The organism is Aeromonas bestiarum, from assembly GCF_000819745.1.
In the GTDB taxonomy this organism is placed as follows: domain Bacteria; phylum Pseudomonadota; class Gammaproteobacteria; order Enterobacterales; family Aeromonadaceae; genus Aeromonas; species Aeromonas bestiarum.
Window position 1 is genome coordinate 89,246 of record NZ_CDDA01000015.1, and the last position, 15,915, is coordinate 105,160.

The 15,915-nt window shown below is 58.9% G+C and carries 15 protein-coding genes and 1 pseudogene; 11 read left to right on the forward strand and 5 right to left on the reverse strand.

Annotation, left to right across the window (positions count from 1 at the left end; all coding sequences use genetic code 11):
* Window positions 1–8: 8 nt before the first annotated feature.
* The 3 genes from BN1118_RS07675 to BN1118_RS07685 form a co-directional block, all read right to left on the reverse strand.
* Window positions 9–1,037, reverse strand: a complete 1,029-nt coding sequence (locus tag BN1118_RS07675; protein WP_043555334.1) for a response regulator — start codon at window positions 1,035–1,037, stop codon at window positions 9–11.
* Between the two features lie 54 nt (window positions 1,038–1,091).
* Window positions 1,092–2,030 (reverse strand): LysR family transcriptional regulator, encoded by a 939-nt coding sequence (locus BN1118_RS07680; protein ID WP_043555336.1) that lies wholly within the window; start codon window positions 2,028–2,030, stop codon window positions 1,092–1,094.
* Between the two features lie 73 nt (window positions 2,031–2,103).
* The gene (locus BN1118_RS07685) at window positions 2,104–2,805 is read right to left on the reverse strand and encodes a DUF2982 domain-containing protein (protein ID WP_043555338.1); all 702 of its coding nucleotides are present in this window, start codon (window positions 2,803–2,805) and stop codon (window positions 2,104–2,106) included.
* A gap of 169 nt (window positions 2,806–2,974) precedes the next feature.
* Between BN1118_RS07685 and BN1118_RS07690 the strand changes: the two are divergent.
* The 4 genes and pseudogenes from BN1118_RS07690 (at window position 2,975) to BN1118_RS07705 (ending at window position 7,233) form a co-directional block, all read left to right on the forward strand.
* Window positions 2,975–4,913: pseudogene (locus BN1118_RS07690) on the forward strand (putative bifunctional diguanylate cyclase/phosphodiesterase).
* Window positions 4,914–5,006: 93 nt separating this feature from the next.
* The gene (gene nfsA / locus BN1118_RS07695; protein ID WP_043555340.1) at window positions 5,007–5,732 is read left to right on the forward strand and encodes an oxygen-insensitive NADPH nitroreductase; all 726 of its coding nucleotides are present in this window, start codon (window positions 5,007–5,009) and stop codon (window positions 5,730–5,732) included.
* A gap of 188 nt (window positions 5,733–5,920) precedes the next feature.
* Window positions 5,921–6,685 carry a hypothetical protein gene (locus tag BN1118_RS07700; protein ID WP_043136644.1) on the forward strand — a complete coding sequence of 255 codons (765 nt, stop codon included), beginning with the start codon at window positions 5,921–5,923 and terminating at the stop codon, window positions 6,683–6,685.
* A complete protein-coding gene (locus BN1118_RS07705) occupies window positions 6,679–7,233 on the forward strand; it encodes a VOC family protein (RefSeq protein ID WP_043555342.1) in 555 nt (184 codons plus the stop codon). Before BN1118_RS07700 ends, BN1118_RS07705 begins: the two co-directional genes overlap by 7 nt.
* Window positions 7,234–7,303: 70 nt before the next feature.
* On the opposite strand, the gene BN1118_RS07710 is transcribed toward BN1118_RS07705, so the two are convergent.
* A complete protein-coding gene (locus BN1118_RS07710; protein WP_043555344.1) occupies window positions 7,304–8,518 on the reverse strand; it encodes an MFS transporter in 1,215 nt (404 codons plus the stop codon).
* A 93-nt stretch (window positions 8,519–8,611) separates the two neighbouring features.
* Here BN1118_RS07710 and BN1118_RS07715 point away from each other — a divergent pair, with 93 nt between their 5' ends.
* Both BN1118_RS07715 and cysB read left to right on the forward strand, forming a co-directional pair.
* Entirely contained in the window at window positions 8,612–9,487 is an 876-nt protein-coding gene (locus BN1118_RS07715; protein WP_043555346.1) for a LysR family transcriptional regulator, read from the forward strand.
* A 73-nt stretch (window positions 9,488–9,560) separates the two neighbouring features.
* Entirely contained in the window at window positions 9,561–10,535 is a 975-nt protein-coding gene (gene cysB / locus BN1118_RS07720; RefSeq protein WP_043136635.1) for an HTH-type transcriptional regulator CysB, read from the forward strand.
* 80 nt (window positions 10,536–10,615) lie between these two features.
* Here cysB and ribA read toward each other — a convergent pair whose 3' ends face one another.
* Entirely contained in the window at window positions 10,616–11,209 is a 594-nt protein-coding gene (gene ribA / locus BN1118_RS07725) for a GTP cyclohydrolase II (RefSeq protein ID WP_043555348.1), read from the reverse strand.
* Window positions 11,210–11,457: 248 nt separating this feature from the next.
* On the opposite strand from ribA, the gene cmk reads away from it, so the two are divergent.
* From cmk to lapB, 5 genes are all read left to right on the forward strand, one after another.
* Entirely contained in the window at window positions 11,458–12,150 is a 693-nt protein-coding gene (gene cmk, locus BN1118_RS07730) for a (d)CMP kinase (protein WP_042871343.1), read from the forward strand.
* Between the two features lie 94 nt (window positions 12,151–12,244).
* The gene (gene rpsA, locus BN1118_RS07735; protein WP_042034339.1) at window positions 12,245–13,915 is read left to right on the forward strand and encodes a 30S ribosomal protein S1; all 1,671 of its coding nucleotides are present in this window, start codon (window positions 12,245–12,247) and stop codon (window positions 13,913–13,915) included.
* Between the two features lie 92 nt (window positions 13,916–14,007).
* Window positions 14,008–14,292, forward strand: a complete 285-nt coding sequence (ihfB, locus tag BN1118_RS07740; RefSeq protein ID WP_005299934.1) for an integration host factor subunit beta — start codon at window positions 14,008–14,010, stop codon at window positions 14,290–14,292.
* 156 nt (window positions 14,293–14,448) lie between these two features.
* Window positions 14,449–14,733, forward strand: coding sequence for a LapA family protein (locus BN1118_RS07745; protein ID WP_042034338.1), 285 nt, complete (start codon window positions 14,449–14,451; stop codon window positions 14,731–14,733).
* 9 nt (window positions 14,734–14,742) lie between these two features.
* Complete coding sequence (gene lapB, locus BN1118_RS07750; protein WP_043555350.1) at window positions 14,743–15,909, forward strand: lipopolysaccharide assembly protein LapB; 1,167 nt, start codon at window positions 14,743–14,745, stop codon at window positions 15,907–15,909.
* Window positions 15,910–15,915: the final 6 nt, after the last annotated feature.

Genomic DNA, 15,915 nt, shown 5'->3' on the forward strand with positions numbered 1-15,915 from the left:
GTCACTCCCTAGAGCATGTGCATGATTTTGTTGTTCATGGTGGCGATGGAATCTTCGGTAAACAGCAGCAGCAGGTCACACTGCACCGCGTAATCCTGGACCCGGTAGTTGATCTCGATGGCCAGGGTGCGGCGCCAGCGGCTCTTGTTGGTGTTGATGAGATCCTTGATGGGCCTGTGCTGGCCGAGCACCACAGGGTGACCTTGGCTGAAGGGGGTATCGAGCTGGCTGGCGTAACCGCGCAGGAAGGCGCCGATCAGCACGTTGGCCGTGTCCATCAAGAGTTCCAGCTCGGCATTGCGATCCAGCGCGCCCTGATGGTTCATCAGTCGGGCCAGATCCTTGAAGCTGGAGTCGTGAAACAGGATCAGCGCTTCGCCGGCGATCCCCGCCCCGATGAAGCCCTGACAGACGGCGGAGAGGGTATCCGAATCGGCGGCGGCCGAGAGGGCCATGTGCAGCTCGGAGACTTCCAGCACGTTGACATTTGGGATGGGCAGCACTACGAAGGCGTTGAGCAGGCGGGCCAGCAGGTCGGCGGCCTGGCCCATGGAGACGTTGGCAAGCTCTTGGTAAACGTCGCGGATCTCGGGGGTGATCTTGACGCCGACATCGGCATCAGGTTCACCTGCCGCCAGGCCCTCGAGCAAGGCTGGCGCAGCAGCGACGCCATTGGGTTGCCACAAACCGTGTTGTCTGAGCAGGGCGCTCAGGGTCTCGGGGGCGGCGGGTTTCTTGATGAAATCGAGGGCGCCCAGGCTCATGACCCTTTGATGCGCCTCGGGCTGGATGTCGCCAGACACGACGAACACCTTGTTGCGCAGCCCTTCCTGTTGCAGTGTCTCCAGCACCCCGTAGCCGTCCATTTCCGGCATGGTCAGATCCAGAAAGATCAGATCGCCATGTCCCATCAGCACCTGTTCCACCCCTTCGAGCCCGTTTGCGGCGTAATGCAGCGTCACATCCCAGTCGGAAGGAAGGGCGCGGGCCAGCTGTTTACGAGCGAATCCTGAGTCATCACATATCAATACATTCATAGTGTTAGGCTGGCCTGGTCAACGAGGATTGCTATAAGTGTGGCCCGCTGACGGTCAGATGCAATGGGACAAACTGGTTGCCGGTGAAAATTGGTTGTCCCATTGGTGGTTCCGGTAGCGCGCTGAGTATTTTTCAACGAATTCAGCGAACATCTTAACACGCAGCGGGGCGAACTGAGGCTGGCAGCGCAACATATAGAAGGGGCGATTGCCGGTTTTCCAGTCCGGCAGCACGGCGACCAGTTGCTCATCCTGCAGGAAGGGGTGCACGTAGTGGCGCGGTGCGTTGACTATTCCCAGATGCCGTCTGGCGGCCCTGACAGCCGCCTGGGTCTGGTTGACGGTGAGCTTGGCGGCGCGCTTGATCTGCACGGTCTGCTCGTCCCGGCCGGTCAGTTGCCAGTGCTGATGGGGCCAGCAGTAGATCAGGGCGTGCTCCTCCAGCTGGGCCGGGTGCGCCGGTGTGCCCATCTTCTCCAGATAGAGTCTGGAGGCGAACAGGCCGTATTCGATGTGACCGAGACACTGGGCATTGGTCATGGATTGGGGCAGTTCACCGTTGAAAAACACCAGATCCCGATCGTTGTCGAGCAGGTGCTGATGGTCGTTGGTCTGGGCGATGTCGAATCGCACCGCCGGGTAGTGCAGGCCAAAATCCGCCAGCATGTCGACCAGTATGGTGTTGGAGAGCGCGATGGGCGCGGCGAGGCGGATCACCCCGTTGATGTCGGCTTCCCGGCCCTGGATTTCACCCGTGGCCTGCTCAATCTCGGCCAGCGGGGTGCACAGACGCTCGTAATATCTGAGCCCGTCGTCGGTGAGGCGGAGTTTGCGGGTGGATCTGTGTAGCAAGGAGCAGCCGAGCTGCTCTTCCAGCTGAGAAATACGTCGACTGATGGTGCCGGTAGGCATGCCCAGTGCGGCAGCTGCGTGGGAGAAGCCTCCCTCTTGCACCACCTTGACGAACAGATAGAACTCTTCGATGTACTTCATAAGCGGTGTTCTGGGTGTAACAAGGGAGTGACCTTAAAAAGAGCCACCCGCCTTGGCAAGTGCAATCCGGCGTTTAATTGATCTGGATTAGATTCGACTCCCGCTGGTATTGGTGCAACAGGCGGACAAATTCGGCCGGATCCCGGTCCAGACTGTTGTCCGGCACCAGCAGATCGTAACCGAGCAGGTCACGCAAGCGGGTCATGCGATTGGCCAGCATGGCGATCACCCCCTCGTAGCGCTGACCAGACGGGGAGCGAAAGTGGCTCTCTTCCAGCAATCCCTCCCCCTGAAAGGCATCACCGCAGCCGCCGCTGGCACAATCTTGTCGTTCACTGCGCAGGGCTTGCAACAGCACGGCCCGCTGTTCGGTCAGCAGGCGCACGGCCAATCTGGGTGTGATCAATGTCAAAAAATCGTCGTAATCTTTTATCTTCAAACCTATGTAGGGCAGGGCGACCAGATCCCAGCCCAGATGAATGCGTGGTTGGTCAATACGTTGAATATTTCTCCATTTCAGGATCCAACCGCCGTATTTATGGTGATATTGCAAACAATCGTGACAGAGCGAGAGGCTGAAATGGGGTTCAACCAGCTTCAATGAGCCGATAAATATCATCATCAGACCTGCCAGCAGGCCGGAGACGAAGGGGATTAGTGGTTGTTCACGGAATAAAAAAAGTATAAAAATCATAGTAATGGTTACTATGATGCCCAACAATATCAAGGTGAGTCCGTTTTTCCTGACCATGGGTTTCACATGTAGCGTTTTCATATGAAGTCAGCCCTTGTGCGCATGCTTATTTCCAGATTATGGGCTGGATCCGATTTTGTACCAGCATCGGGCGTCCCGAGAGGGCGTCTTGTTGCAGGGTTTCCCTGTGATCACACATGATGAATCACCATATTAGATGAATACGCTAGACGAACGGTTATTGAACGGGATGGATGTGCTGCATACCCCAATCTGGGTTTATGACATCCGCCACCATCATATCTACTGGGCCAACCGCACCGCATTGGGGGTGTGGGAAGCCAGCTCGCTTGCCGAACTGCAATCGCGCGACTTCTCGGCCGACATGGCCGATGCCATCGACTTGTTGCTGCAACGCTATCTCGGTGATTTTCAGCAGGGGCGCAGCTACAGCGAGTGGTGGACTCTCTCGCCCAAGGGCGTCAAGAAGCAGATCTACCTGCGGCTGTCCGGCATCCAGCTGGCTGGCCGCTTGATGATGATGACGGAGGCGGTGATCGACGCCGATACCCTCTATCAGGAGTCCTCCCTCGCCACTGGCGACACCTTGGCCTGCCTGTTTGACAATCAGGGTCGGCTGGAGAGTGGCAACCACCATTTCGACATGTGTTTTGGTGGCCAGGTCAGCCAGCTCTCCCAGGTGTTTTCCGGCAACGACGAAGCCTTCTATCAGAAGCTCTCCCGACTCGACGAAGTGGTGGCCGAGGGGGAGTGCCGGACGCTCAAGGGGATGCGCTGGTTCCAGTACCAGTTTCGTCATATCCAGCAGGGGGGCGCAGATCCTGCTCACCATGCGCGACATCACGGACCGCAAGCTGGAGGAGCTGGAACACCGCCACCTGGCCTGGCACGACTCGCTGACCGGGTTGCTCAACCGCTATGGCCTGATGAAATCCCTCGAGGCATATTGCGGTCTGGGTGGGCGTTTCGCGCTGGTGTTCATGGATCTGGACAACTTCAAGCTGGTCAACGACAACTATGGCCACAAGGCCGGTGATCGGCTGCTGGAGCGGGTGGCCGGTCGGCTCAAGCAGGTTTGCCCGCGGGATGTGGAGCTGGCGCGCCTCGGCGGGGACGAGTTCACCGCCCTGGTGCCGCTGACGCACTCCAGCGATCGGGCGCAGGAAGTGGCCGATCTCATGCTCTCCCAGATGACCAAGCCGCTGCAGCTGAGCGGGGTGCCGGAGGTGACCATAGGTGGCAGCATAGGCATCGCCATCTACCCGGACGATGCGGATGACGGCGACAACCTGATCACTCGCGCCGACATGGCCATGTATCAGGCCAAACAGATGGGACGCCTGCGCTGGCAGCGTTTCACCCCCAGCATGCAGCAGACCCTGCACCGCAAGCTGACCCTGAAGCAGTTTCTGGCCAAGGCCATAGGTCGGCAGGAACTGAGCCTCTGCTACCAGCCCCAGGTGGATGTGGCAAAGGGCAAGTTGCTCGGTTATGAGGCCCTGCTGCGCTGGCACAACCCTGTGCTCGGCCATGTCTCGCCGGTGGAGTTCATTCCGCTGGCCGAGGAGATGGGTCTGATCCGGGAGATCGGCAGCTGGGTGCTCTCGACGGCCTTGGCCCAGATGGCCCATTGGCAGCAGCAGTGGCGGGTACGGGTGCCGGTCTCGGTCAATCTGTCCGGGTTCCAGCTCTCCTCCTCCTTGCCGGAGCTGGTGGCCCAGCAGCTCAAGGCGTATGGCGTGGATGCCAGCCTGCTGACTCTGGAGCTGACCGAGACAGTCCTTATGCTGGACATGAAGGGCTGCATCGAGATCCTCGATGCCCTGAGCGAGCAGGGGATCAAGATCGCCATCGACGATTTTGGTACCGGCTATTCGTCGCTGGCCTACCTGAACCGACTGCCGATCGACACCATCAAGCTGGATCGCTCGTTCGTGGTGGGGCTGAACCTGCCGGTGATCCGCGCCACCGTCGCCATGGCGACCAGCCTGGGGCTTGGCATCATGGCCGAAGGGGTGGAGGATGAGCACGAGCTCGCCGCGCTGCGTGCCCAGGGTTGTCACGTGTTCCAGGGCTTTTTGTTCAGCAAGCCGATGACGGTGGAGCAGGTGGAGGCCAGTGCCTTTCTGGTGCGCTGCAAGGCGGGCGACTATCCGCTGGCGGGATAGGGCCAAGGAAGTGCCTCTGTCATCGTCAGCTGCGAGGGGCCTTGGGCCCCTCCGTTTTTTTGGGTAGAGTGTGGGCTTCTTCCTGGAGGCATCATGAACCCGACCATAGACCTTATTCTCGCCCATAGATCCATTCGTCAATTTACCCCGGAGCCCATCACGGCGAGCCAGCTCGACCAGATCCTGAGTGCGGCCCAGTCTGCCTCCAGCTCCAGTTTCCTGCAGGCGAACAGCATCATACGGGTGACCGACATGGCCCTGCGCGCCCGGCTCGCCGAGCTGGCGGGGCATCAGGCCTATGTGGCCGAGGCGGCCGAGTTTCTGATGTTCTGCGCCGATTATCATCGCCACGGCCAAATCGTGCCGGATGCCCAGACAGGTTTTGTCGAGCAGCTGCTGATCGGGGCCATCGATGGCGCCCTGATGGCCCAGAATGCCCTGCTGGCCGCCCAATCGCTGGGATTGGGTGGCGTCTACATAGGCGGTATTCGCAACAATCCGGTCGCCGTGAGCGAGGCGCTGGGGCTGCCCCATCAGGTGATCCCCCTGTTTGGGCTCTGTCTTGGCCATCCGGCGCAGGCCCCCGAGCAGAAACCCCGCTTGCCCCGGGCGCTGGTGGTGCACGAAAACCACTACCAGGCCGAGCTGGATCGCCCCTTGCTGGCGCAATACGATCAGCAGATCGAGGCTTACTATCAGGCTCGCAGCAGCAATAACAAGCAGCAGACCTGGAGCAGCCAGATCCGGGGCATCCTCGGCAAGGAGGCGCGCCCCTTCATGCAGGAATTCCTGCAATCGAAAGGGTTCAACCTCAAGTAATGGGCCCGATGGGCGATACTATGAGGTAATGGCAGTGTTGCCATCGCTGCGTGATCCTGATCTCCGCTGCCGATTTGTGGCTCCAAAGCGCAATAAATCGTGGGTAAGCGCGGCGGTGCGGACTACCTTAAGTGGGTAAGCTGTTGTAGGATCACGCAATTGGATTGGGACAGGAGTTTGAACATCCTATGATTTTAACCTTGGTATTGCTGTCTATTGGCGCACTCCTGTTTCTGGTGATCGCCTATAACGTGATGCAGCAATATAAGCAGAAGGCAGAGGCCGACAAGCGCCATGCCATCGCTCGTCATAAGGCAGTGGCGGATGAAACCGAAGAGGTGCTGCTGAATGTCAACTTGGTGCCCTTCTCCAAGAACATAGTGCTGTTGCTGCAACACCGTATTCTGGATGCGTACCGGGCGATCGCCCTGGTGATGCCCAATGGCCAGATCAAGCAGCGCATCGCAGACGTGCAGACCCAGATCAAGAATGTGCAGGAGAATTACAGCAGCCAGGATGAGGGGCACTTCAAGACGCCCGAATCCGACCGCCAGGCCATTCAGATGCTGCAACTGGTCAAGAAGATGCGGGCCGTGCTGCGGGTCGAACACAACAAGGGCAAGATAGATCCCCACGGTTTTGCCCAGGAGGAGCGTCGCCTCGAGCTGATGCAGCTCAAGATCAACATCTCCAATCTGGTCAAGCGGGCCATGGATGCCCAGATCCAGGGGCAATACGGTACCTGTCGTCAGCTCTATACCAAGGGGCTATCTGCATTGGCCGGGGTGTCTGACAAGGATCCCTATCTGATGGCCCGTGAAGAAGACATGCGCCAGGGGCTGGCCGGACTGGATGCCCACCTGCAGCAGCACAGCGAGAAGGAGCTGCAGAACATCAAGGATAAAGAGGCGGACGAGCTGGACGTCCTGTTCCAACCCAAGAAGAAATGGTGATCATGTCCCACCCACTCGATACCACACTGGGGCCCATGGCCCCATTTGTTTGCCAGCTGCTGGCTGAACTGGCGCAACGGGCCGTCCATGTCGATGCCATCGACGTTGACCACCTCTGTTACCGTGCGGCCACGCTGGTCGAATATCAGGCCCTGCAACAGACCCTGGCGGCGCACGGTGCCCTGCTGGTGGAAGGCATGATAGGGGGGCGTCCCATTGCCACCTACCAGCTGCATCATCCCGTGTGCTGTGGCGACGTCAGCGTGCCCTGCATCGAACTGGCGGCGCCCAAACCGGGTCGCAGCCATCAGGCGGGGCTGGAGCACATAGAGCTGGTGGTGCCGTCACTGCCGGCGCTGGTGGCCGCGCATCCCGATGTACCGTTCAAGACTGGCAACATGGATGATCTCCGCAACCCTGACGTGGGTTTGATGCTGACATCGGGCCAGATCAAGTTTCACCTGCGCTCTTTGGCCGAGGTGATCGAGGAAGAGCTGCACACTGGCGCCGTGGTGCCTGTGCCCGCCGATTATTACGACAACCTCTGATTGATGCGAGAGCGGGCACGGGGGCCCCTTGATGATGATGCTGTGTAGGCGTGGGAGCCGCTACCCGTGACTACGATGGCGTATGACAGGAGAGGGGGCGGGTGTTACGCCCCTTCAAGTGACCGAGCCAGAGGCTCAAGCCCGCGGTGATCACCAGCACCAGCTCGATGCCGAGCACCAATCCCCCCAAGCCACCCCGCTCCCAGAAGGGATGCAGGTAGAGGCCTCCCAGGCTGGCACCCAGATAATACCCCACCAGATAGAGTGACGAGGCGAGCGCCCGGTTGTGTTCCACGTGCTGGCCGACCCAGGCACTGGCACAGGCGTGGGCGAGAAAGAACCCGAAGCTCGAGATGAGCAGCCCCGTCAATATGGCCGCCAGCGAGCCGTGCAACAGCAGCGCACTGCCCAGCGCCATCAGCGAGATCCCCGCCAGCAGCAGGCGCTGTGCCCCCCAGCGGTGGGCGCAGCGACCACTCAGGGAGGAGGCGACCGTACCCGACAGATAGGTCAGGAACAGCATGCCGAGCCACTGGGTGGGCAGGGAGAAAGGGGCCTTGGCCAGCAGGAAGGTGAGGTAGCTGTACTGGTTCAAAAACACCATGAAGTTGAGCCCGCCGATGAGATAGGCACCGACCAGCAGCGGGTTGCCGAGGTGGCTGCTGATGGCCTGCCGGAACTGGCCCGGCTCGGCGATGACGGGCACGAAACGGGTCTGGGCCGGCAGCAGCCAGATGACGAGGGGCAGCAGGGTCAGGCTTATCAGGCCTATGCCGAGAAAGGTGTGCTGCCAGTCGCCAAACCAGCCGGCCAGCAGACCACCGACCACCCGGCCGGCGATCCCGCCGAGCGAGTTGGCGGCGATATAGACGCCGACGGCGGAGAGCAGGGCGCGCTTGCTGAACTCTTCTCCCATATAGGCGATGGCGGTGGCGGGCAGCCCGGCCAGCAACACCCCTTGCAGTATCCTCAGCAGCAACAGCGATTCAAACTGGTTCACTAGGCTGATGAGCAGGGAGAGCAGTATGGCGCCGGCCAGGCTCCACAGCATGATCCGTCGCCGACCGAACCTGTCCGCGAGGCGGGCGCAGAGCAGCAGCGAGGCGGCCAGACCTGCGGTGCAGCCAGCCAGTGTCCAGCCCGCCGCCAGCGAGCTGACAGAGAAGACATCTGCCAGCAATGGCAGCAGGGGATGAGTCTGGTAGAGGTTGAGAAACACCAGGAAGGAACCCAGGCTCAGGGCCAGGGTGGCGCGTATCCATTCGCGGCTACCTACTTCGATCATATGCGGTTGTCCTGACGGCTTTTGTGCAGAGTAGTGCGCCGCAGAGCATAAATATAATATATTTAAGTTATCCAACTAATAAGATTAATTGATATGGATTTGAAACAGCTCACCTATTTGCTGGCGGTGCGGGATGCCGGTTCCTTCACTAAAGCGGCCAATGGCCTCCATATTGCCCAGCCCGCCATCAGCATGGCCATCGCCAAGCTGGAGCAGCAGCTCGAGTTGCGGCTGTTTGACCGGCAGGATCGCACAGTGCGGCTCACCCCGGAGGGGGAGGTACTCTGCCGTCATGCCGAGCGACTGTTGTTGCAGATGCACCAGGCGGAAGCCGAGATGGCCGAACTGAAAGGGCTGGAGCGTGGCGAGGTGCGTATCGGCATTCCCTACATGATGGGCTCTTACTACTTTCCGCCGATCCTGATGGCCTTCAAGCATCGCTATCCCGGCCTCAAGATCCGTGTGGAGGAGGCGGGCTCGCGTGAGCTGCTGAGCCGCATGGTGGATGGCACCCTGGATCTCGCCATCCTGATCACCAGCGATCTGCCGCCTGCATTGGAAGGGGCCCAACTGCTGCGTGAAGAGATGTTGATGGTGGTGGGGGAGGAGCACCCGCTGCGGCAGGCCCCGGCCGTCTCCCTGACCCAGTTTTTCAGCCAGGAGTTGGCCATGTTCCGGCGCGGTTTCTACCACCGCGAGCACATGGAAGCATTGGCGCAGGGGCTGGGCTGTGAGCCCAATATCGCCTTCGAGAGCAACCTCATCCCGCTGCTCAAGGCGGTGGTAAAGCAGGGATTTGCGGTGACCACCTTCCTGCGGATGGTGCTGGACGAGGAGATTGCCTTGACCGGCGTGCCGTTTGCTCCGCCCATTTTCCTCGATCTCTGCGTGGCGTGGCGGCGGGGGGATCCGCTCTCCATGGCGAACCGCGCCTTGCGGGATTTTTTGCTGGCGCAGGCCCGGCCATAAATGGCCAAGAAGGAAAGGCTATCAGGCAAAAGTTTGTTAGTATTAGTTCAAGTCGCCTTTAGAGCCTAACACCATGAAACTCCAACAGTTGCGTTATATCGTTGAGGTTGCCAACCACAGATTGAACGTGTCGGCAACGGCAGAGAGCCTCTACACCTCTCAGCCAGGGATCAGCAAGCAGGTGCGCATGCTGGAAGATGAGCTGGGGATCCAGATTTTCGAGCGCAGTGGCAAGCATCTGACCCAGATCACCCCGGCAGGGCGGGATGTGATCAAGATAGCCAACGAGATCCTGGGCAAGGTGGAGAGCATCAAGGCGGTGGCGAGCCAGCATACTCATCCCGAGCAGGGCACGCTGCATATCGCGACCACCCATACCCAGGCCCGCTATGCGTTGCCCGATGTGATCAAGGGGTTCATCAAGCGCTTTCCCAAGGTCTCCCTGCACATGCATCAGGGCACCCCGACCCAGATCAGCGAAGCCGTGGTCAAGGGCCAGGCCGACTTTGCCATTGCCACCGAGGCGCTGCACCTGTACGAAGATCTCATCATGCTGCCTTGCTACCACTGGAATCGCAGCGTGATCGTGCCCAAGGGCCACCCGCTGACCCAGGTTGGCAAGCTCTCCATTGCCGATATTGCCCGCTTCCCGCTGGTGACCTATGTGTTCGGCTTCACCGGCCGCTCCGAACTGGATACCGCCTTCAACCGGGCCGGGTTCGAACCCAACATCGTCTTCACCGCCACCGATGCCGATGTGATCAAGACCTATGTGCGATTGGGGGTGGGGATCGGCGTGATGGCGACCATGGCGTTGGATCCCCAGGTCGATACCGATCTGGTGGCGCTCGATGCCAGCCACCTGTTCGCCCACAGCACCACCAAGATAGGGTTTCGCAAGGGCTCCTTCCTGCGCACCTACATGTATGACTTCATGACCCGTTTCGCCCCGCACCTGACCCGGGATGTGGTGGAGCGCGCCATTGCGCTGCGCTCCAGTGACGATGTGGATGCCATGTTCGCCGATATCGAGCTGCCCATCCGCTAGCGCGGCCAGTCTGAGAGTCTGCCAACAAAAACGCCTCCCGATGGGAGGCGTTTTTCATGCCGGCGTGTGGCGGGCCGGACTCACTTCTTGAACAGGTGATCCAGCTTGCTCGCCTTGGTCGAGAGATAAAACTCGTTGTGGGGATTGCGCCCTTCCTGCAGCGGAACCCGCTCCGCCACCGGAATGCCAAAGCTCTCCATCGCCTTCATCTTGCGCGGGTTGTTGGTCATCAGACGCAAACTGGTGACGTGCAACGCCTTGAGCATGTCGGCGCAGATGGTGTAGTCGCGCATGTCGGCGGCAAAGCCCAGCGCCACATTGGCCTCAACGGTATCGGCGCCCTGATCCTGCAGGTGGTAGGCCCGGATCTTGTTGAGCAGGCCTATGCCGCGCCCTTCCTGGCGCACGTACAGCAAGACGCCACGACCGGCCTTGGCGATGTTCTCCATGGCGGCCTGCAATTGGAAACCGCAGTCGCAGCGCAGGCTGAACAGGGCGTCTCCGGTCAGGCACTCAGAGTGAATGCGGCCCAGCACAGGCTCATCACCCGTGACATCGCCCATCACCAGCGCAGCATGATCCTTGCCGGTACCGGTTTCCTGAAAGCCTACCAGCGTGAAGGTGCCCCAGGGGGTCGGCAACTTGGATTTGGCCACGAGGGTAACGCTGCTCATAGGTTGCTCCTTACTACAGCTGCTTAAAAAGGGCGGCCAGTTTAGCGCGCCTTGTCCATAACAACCATAAGAACAAAACCTTGCACTGTTTAATGACTTGAGTCGCTGTACGCAAACCACGCGATCGCGACGGCTTCTGCGCAAATGTGCGCCTTGACGACTGCCAGGCTCGGCACATTTGGGTATAATCGGCGCCCATTACCCCATCCCTTCCGGGATGTGTGCAACAAGTGTGCAGGAGAGAAGTTATGCCTCAGATGGCCCCCGTGATGACAATCGATGGCCCGAGTGGTGCCGGTAAAGGCACCCTGTGCCAGTTGCTGGCTGAGAAACTGGGTTGGCACCTGCTCGATTCCGGCGCCATCTACCGGGTGTTGGCCCTGGCTGCCTTGCATCACGATGTAGAGCTCGATTCTGAAGCTGCATTGGTCCCACTGGCTGCCAACCTGGATGTGCAATTCCAGGTGGACAGCGAGCAGGTCAAGGTGGTGCTGGAAGGGGAGGATGTCTCCCGTACCATACGTACCGAAGAGGTGGGTAATGCCGCGAGCAAAATCGCTGCCTTCCCGCGGGTACGCGAAGCCCTGCTGCGCCGCCAGCGTGCATTTCGTCAGGCACCGGGTCTGATCGCCGACGGACGTGACATGGGAACCGTGGTTTTCCAGGAGGCCGAGGTGAAGATTTTCCTCGACGCCAGTGCGGAAGAACGCGCCCAGCGCCGCTATAAGCAGTTGCAAGATAAGGGCTTTGATGTTAACTTTGAGCGTCTTTTAACCGAGATTCGGGAACGTGACGATCGCGACAGAAATCGCGCCGTAGCGCCCCTTAAACCGGCAGAAGATGCTCTCGTGGTGGATTCTACCGCCATGACCATAGATGAAGTGCTGGCAACGGTACTCGCCTATGCAGAGCAACAACTTGGTGATGCCAGCGCAAGCTGACATCCGGTCGTCTGCACCAAGGATGGCGCAGATTATTTAAAACAGCCCCGCTTGTGCCGGATTGCAAGTGGATGTTTCATTTGTGACATAAACAATGATCGAATCTTTTGCTCAACTCTTTGAAGAGTCCCTGAACTCCGTTGAAACCCGTCAAGGTTCCATCGTCAAGGGTACTGTCGTTGCTATCGAGAACGGTTTCGTACTGGTTGACGCCGGTCTGAAATCTGAGTCCGCCATCCCGGCTGAAGAATTCAAGAACGCCCTGGGCGAGCTGGAAATCAGTGTGGGTGACACTGTTGACGTAGCTCTGGACTCTATCGAAGATGGTTTCGGCGAAACCAAGCTGTCCCGTGAAAAAGCCAAGCGCCACGAAGCCTGGCTGCAGCTTGAAAAAGCTTACGAAGAGCAAGCTACCGTTATCGGTATCATCAACGGCAAGGTCAAGGGTGGTTTCACCGTTGAACTGAATGGCATCCGTGCCTTCCTGCCGGGTTCTCTGGTTGACGTGCGTCCGATCCGTGACACCGCTCACCTGGAAAACAAAGAACTCGAGTTCAAAGTCATCAAGCTGGACCAGAAGCGCAACAACGTTGTTGTTTCCCGTCGTGCCGTGATCGAGACCGAGAACACCTCCGAGCGCGAGAGCCTGCTGGCTAACCTGCAAGAAGGTCAAGAAGTTAAGGGTATCGTCAAGAACCTGACCGACTACGGTGCATTCGTAGATCTGGGCGGTGTTGACGGCCTGCTGCACATCACCGACATGGCGTGGAAGCGCGTTAAGCATCCTTCCGAAATCGTCAACGTTGGCGACGAGATCGCAGTCAAGGTTCTGAAGTTCGACCGCGAGCGTACCCGTGTATCCCTGGGTCTGAAGCAGCTGGGCGAAGATCCCTGGGTTGCTATCGCCAAGCGTTACCCGGAGACCACCCGTCTGTCTGGCCGCGTGACCAACCTGACCGACTACGGCTGCTTCGTTGAAATCGAAGAAGGCGTTGAAGGCCTGGTACACGTATCCGAGATGGATTGGACCAACAAGAACATCCACCCGTCCAAAGTTGTTAACGTTGGCGACGTGGTTGACGTGATGGTTCTGGATATCGACGAAGAACGTCGTCGTATCTCCCTGGGTCTGAAGCAGTGCAAATCCAACCCGTGGCAGCTGTTTGCCGAAACTCACGCCAAGGGCGACCGTGTTTCCGGTAAAATCAAGTCTATCACTGACTTTGGTATCTTTATCGGTCTGGACGGCGGCATCGACGGCCTGGTTCACCTGTCTGACATCTCCTGGAACAACCAGGGCGAAGAAGCAGTTCGTGAATTCAAGAAAGGCGACGAGATCGAAGCCGTTGTTCTGCAAGTGGACCCGGAGCGTGAGCGCATCTCCCTGGGTGTCAAGCAGATCGAAGAAGACCCGTTCAATAAGTACCTGTCTGATAACAAGAAAGGTGCTATTGTGAAGGGTAAGGTTACCGAGGTTGATGCCAAGGGTGCCGTGATCGAACTGGCTGACGGCGTAGAAGGCTACCTGCGTGCCTCCGACGCTGCTCGTGACCGTGTTGAAGACGCGACTCTGGTACTGTCTGTTGGTGATGAAGTTGAAGCCAAGTTCATGGGCGTTGATCGTAAGAACCGCACCGTAAGCCTGTCTGTCCGTGCTAAGGACGAGGCTGACGAACGTGTTGCTATCGATAGCCTGAACCAACAAGAAGAAGTTGTGTTCAGCAATGCTATGGCTGAAGCGTTCAAAGCTGCCAAGGGTGAATAATCCTTGATGCAAGAAAAGGGCGGCTTCACGCCGCCCTTTTTTATATTGGCGTAATGAATATTGCATGTGATCGGGGAAGGAGATTTAACGTTATGACCAAATCAGATCTCATCGAACAATTGGCTGCGAGCCGCATGCATATGCCGGCCAAAGATGTCGAAGCTGCCATCAAGGAGATCCTTGAGCAGATGGCATCGACTTTGCAAAACGGCGATCGGATTGAAATCCGTGGATTTGGAAGTTTTTCACTGCACTATCGTGCCCCCCGTGTGGGTCGTAATCCCAAGACCGGGGACAAGGTTGAACTGACCGGGAAATATGTCCCTCACTTCAAGCCTGGCAAAGAGTTGCGCGAGCGCGTGAACATTATTGAATAATGCAGAAAACGGCATACTTGGGTATGCCTTTTTTGTTTTTATGGCCGCTATTGTGCCAATCGTCCGGTTTCTCCAAGTCTTTTCCCATTCGCTCTAGAGTCTGCCCGTGATTTTAAGGATAATCAGCCTTTCATTAGATACTGACAGGGAGCTCCTATGAAGCGTATCTTGGCCCTCATTCCGCTGGTGCTGGTGTTTATTCTGACCCTGGCCATCGGTTCGCAAAATGGTCAGCTGGTGCAGTTCAACTATCTGATTGCCCAAGGGGAGTTCTCGCTCTCCATGCTGCTGGGTTTCTTCTTTGGCGGTGGCTTCCTGCTCGGCTGGCTGGTGTTCGGTCTGCTGTTTTTGCGCCTCAAGATGCAAAACCGCACCCTCAACCGCACCATGCGTCGTCAATCCCGCGAGTTGGAGCTGGCTCGGTCGGCAGTCAAGGAATAATGTCCCTCGATGCTTGAACTGCTTTTCCTGCTGTTGCCGATTGCCGCTGGTTATGGCTGGTACATGGGGCGCAGGAGTGTTCGCCAGGACACCCAGAAACAGAGTAACCAATTTTCCCGCCAGTACGTGGCGGGCCTCAACTATTTGCTGTCTGACGAGTCGGACAAGGCGGTGGATCTCTTCATCCAGCTGCTGGAAGTGGACAGCGAAACCATCGAAACCCACCTCTCCCTTGGCAACCTGTTTCGCCAGCGCGGCGAAGTCGACCGTGCCATCAAGATCCACCAGAACCTGGTGACCCGTGAGCTGACCCGCGAACAGCGCCAGCTCGCGCTGCAGGAGCTGGCGCGCGACTTCCTGGCCGCGGGCTTGCTGGACAGGGCCGAGGCGCTCTGGAACGAGCTGTGCGAAGACGGTGACTATGAGGAGACGGCGCTGGCCCAGCTGCTGATCATCCATCAGCAGTTGCGTGACTGGGACAAGGCCATCGAGGTCGCGGTGCGGTTGCAAAAATATCAGGGCAAGAAGCTGGCCGATCCCATCTCGCACTTCTATTGCGAGCAGGCAGACAGTGCCTTGCGCGACGGCGACAAGCCAGCTGGGCTTGCCAAGCTCAAGCGGGCGCTGGGGGTCAACCCTGCCTGTGCCCGCGCCAGCCTGCGGCTGGCCGAACTGGCGATGGAGGCGGGGGAGTATGAGCAGGCCGGCAAGGATCTGCTGCGGGTGTTCGAGCAGGACATCGATTTTGCCTCCGAAGCCATCCCCTGGCTCACCGAATGCTACCAGCGTCAGGGCCGCTCTCTCGAACTCATCCCCCTGCTGGAGCAGGCGGTGGAGGATCACGCCGGCGTCAGCGTGACCCTGGCCCTTGCCAAACTGGTGGAGGAGCGCGATGGCCTGAGTCAGGCCCGCGCGCTGGTGCTGCGCCAGCTGCGCCGTCACCCCTCCATGAAGGGCTTCTACCAGTTGGTGGGCTTCCAGCTTGCCAGCGCGGAGGAGGGGCCCGCCAAGGAGAGCCTGGAGTTGCTGCAGCAACTGGTTGGCGAACAGATCAAGATCAAATCCACCCACAAGTGTCGGCAGTGTGGTTTTGCCACCCACTCGCTGTTCTGGCAGTGCCCATCCTGCCGTCAGTGGGGATCCATCAAGCCGATCCGCGGCCTGGACGGCGAGTAAGAGCTG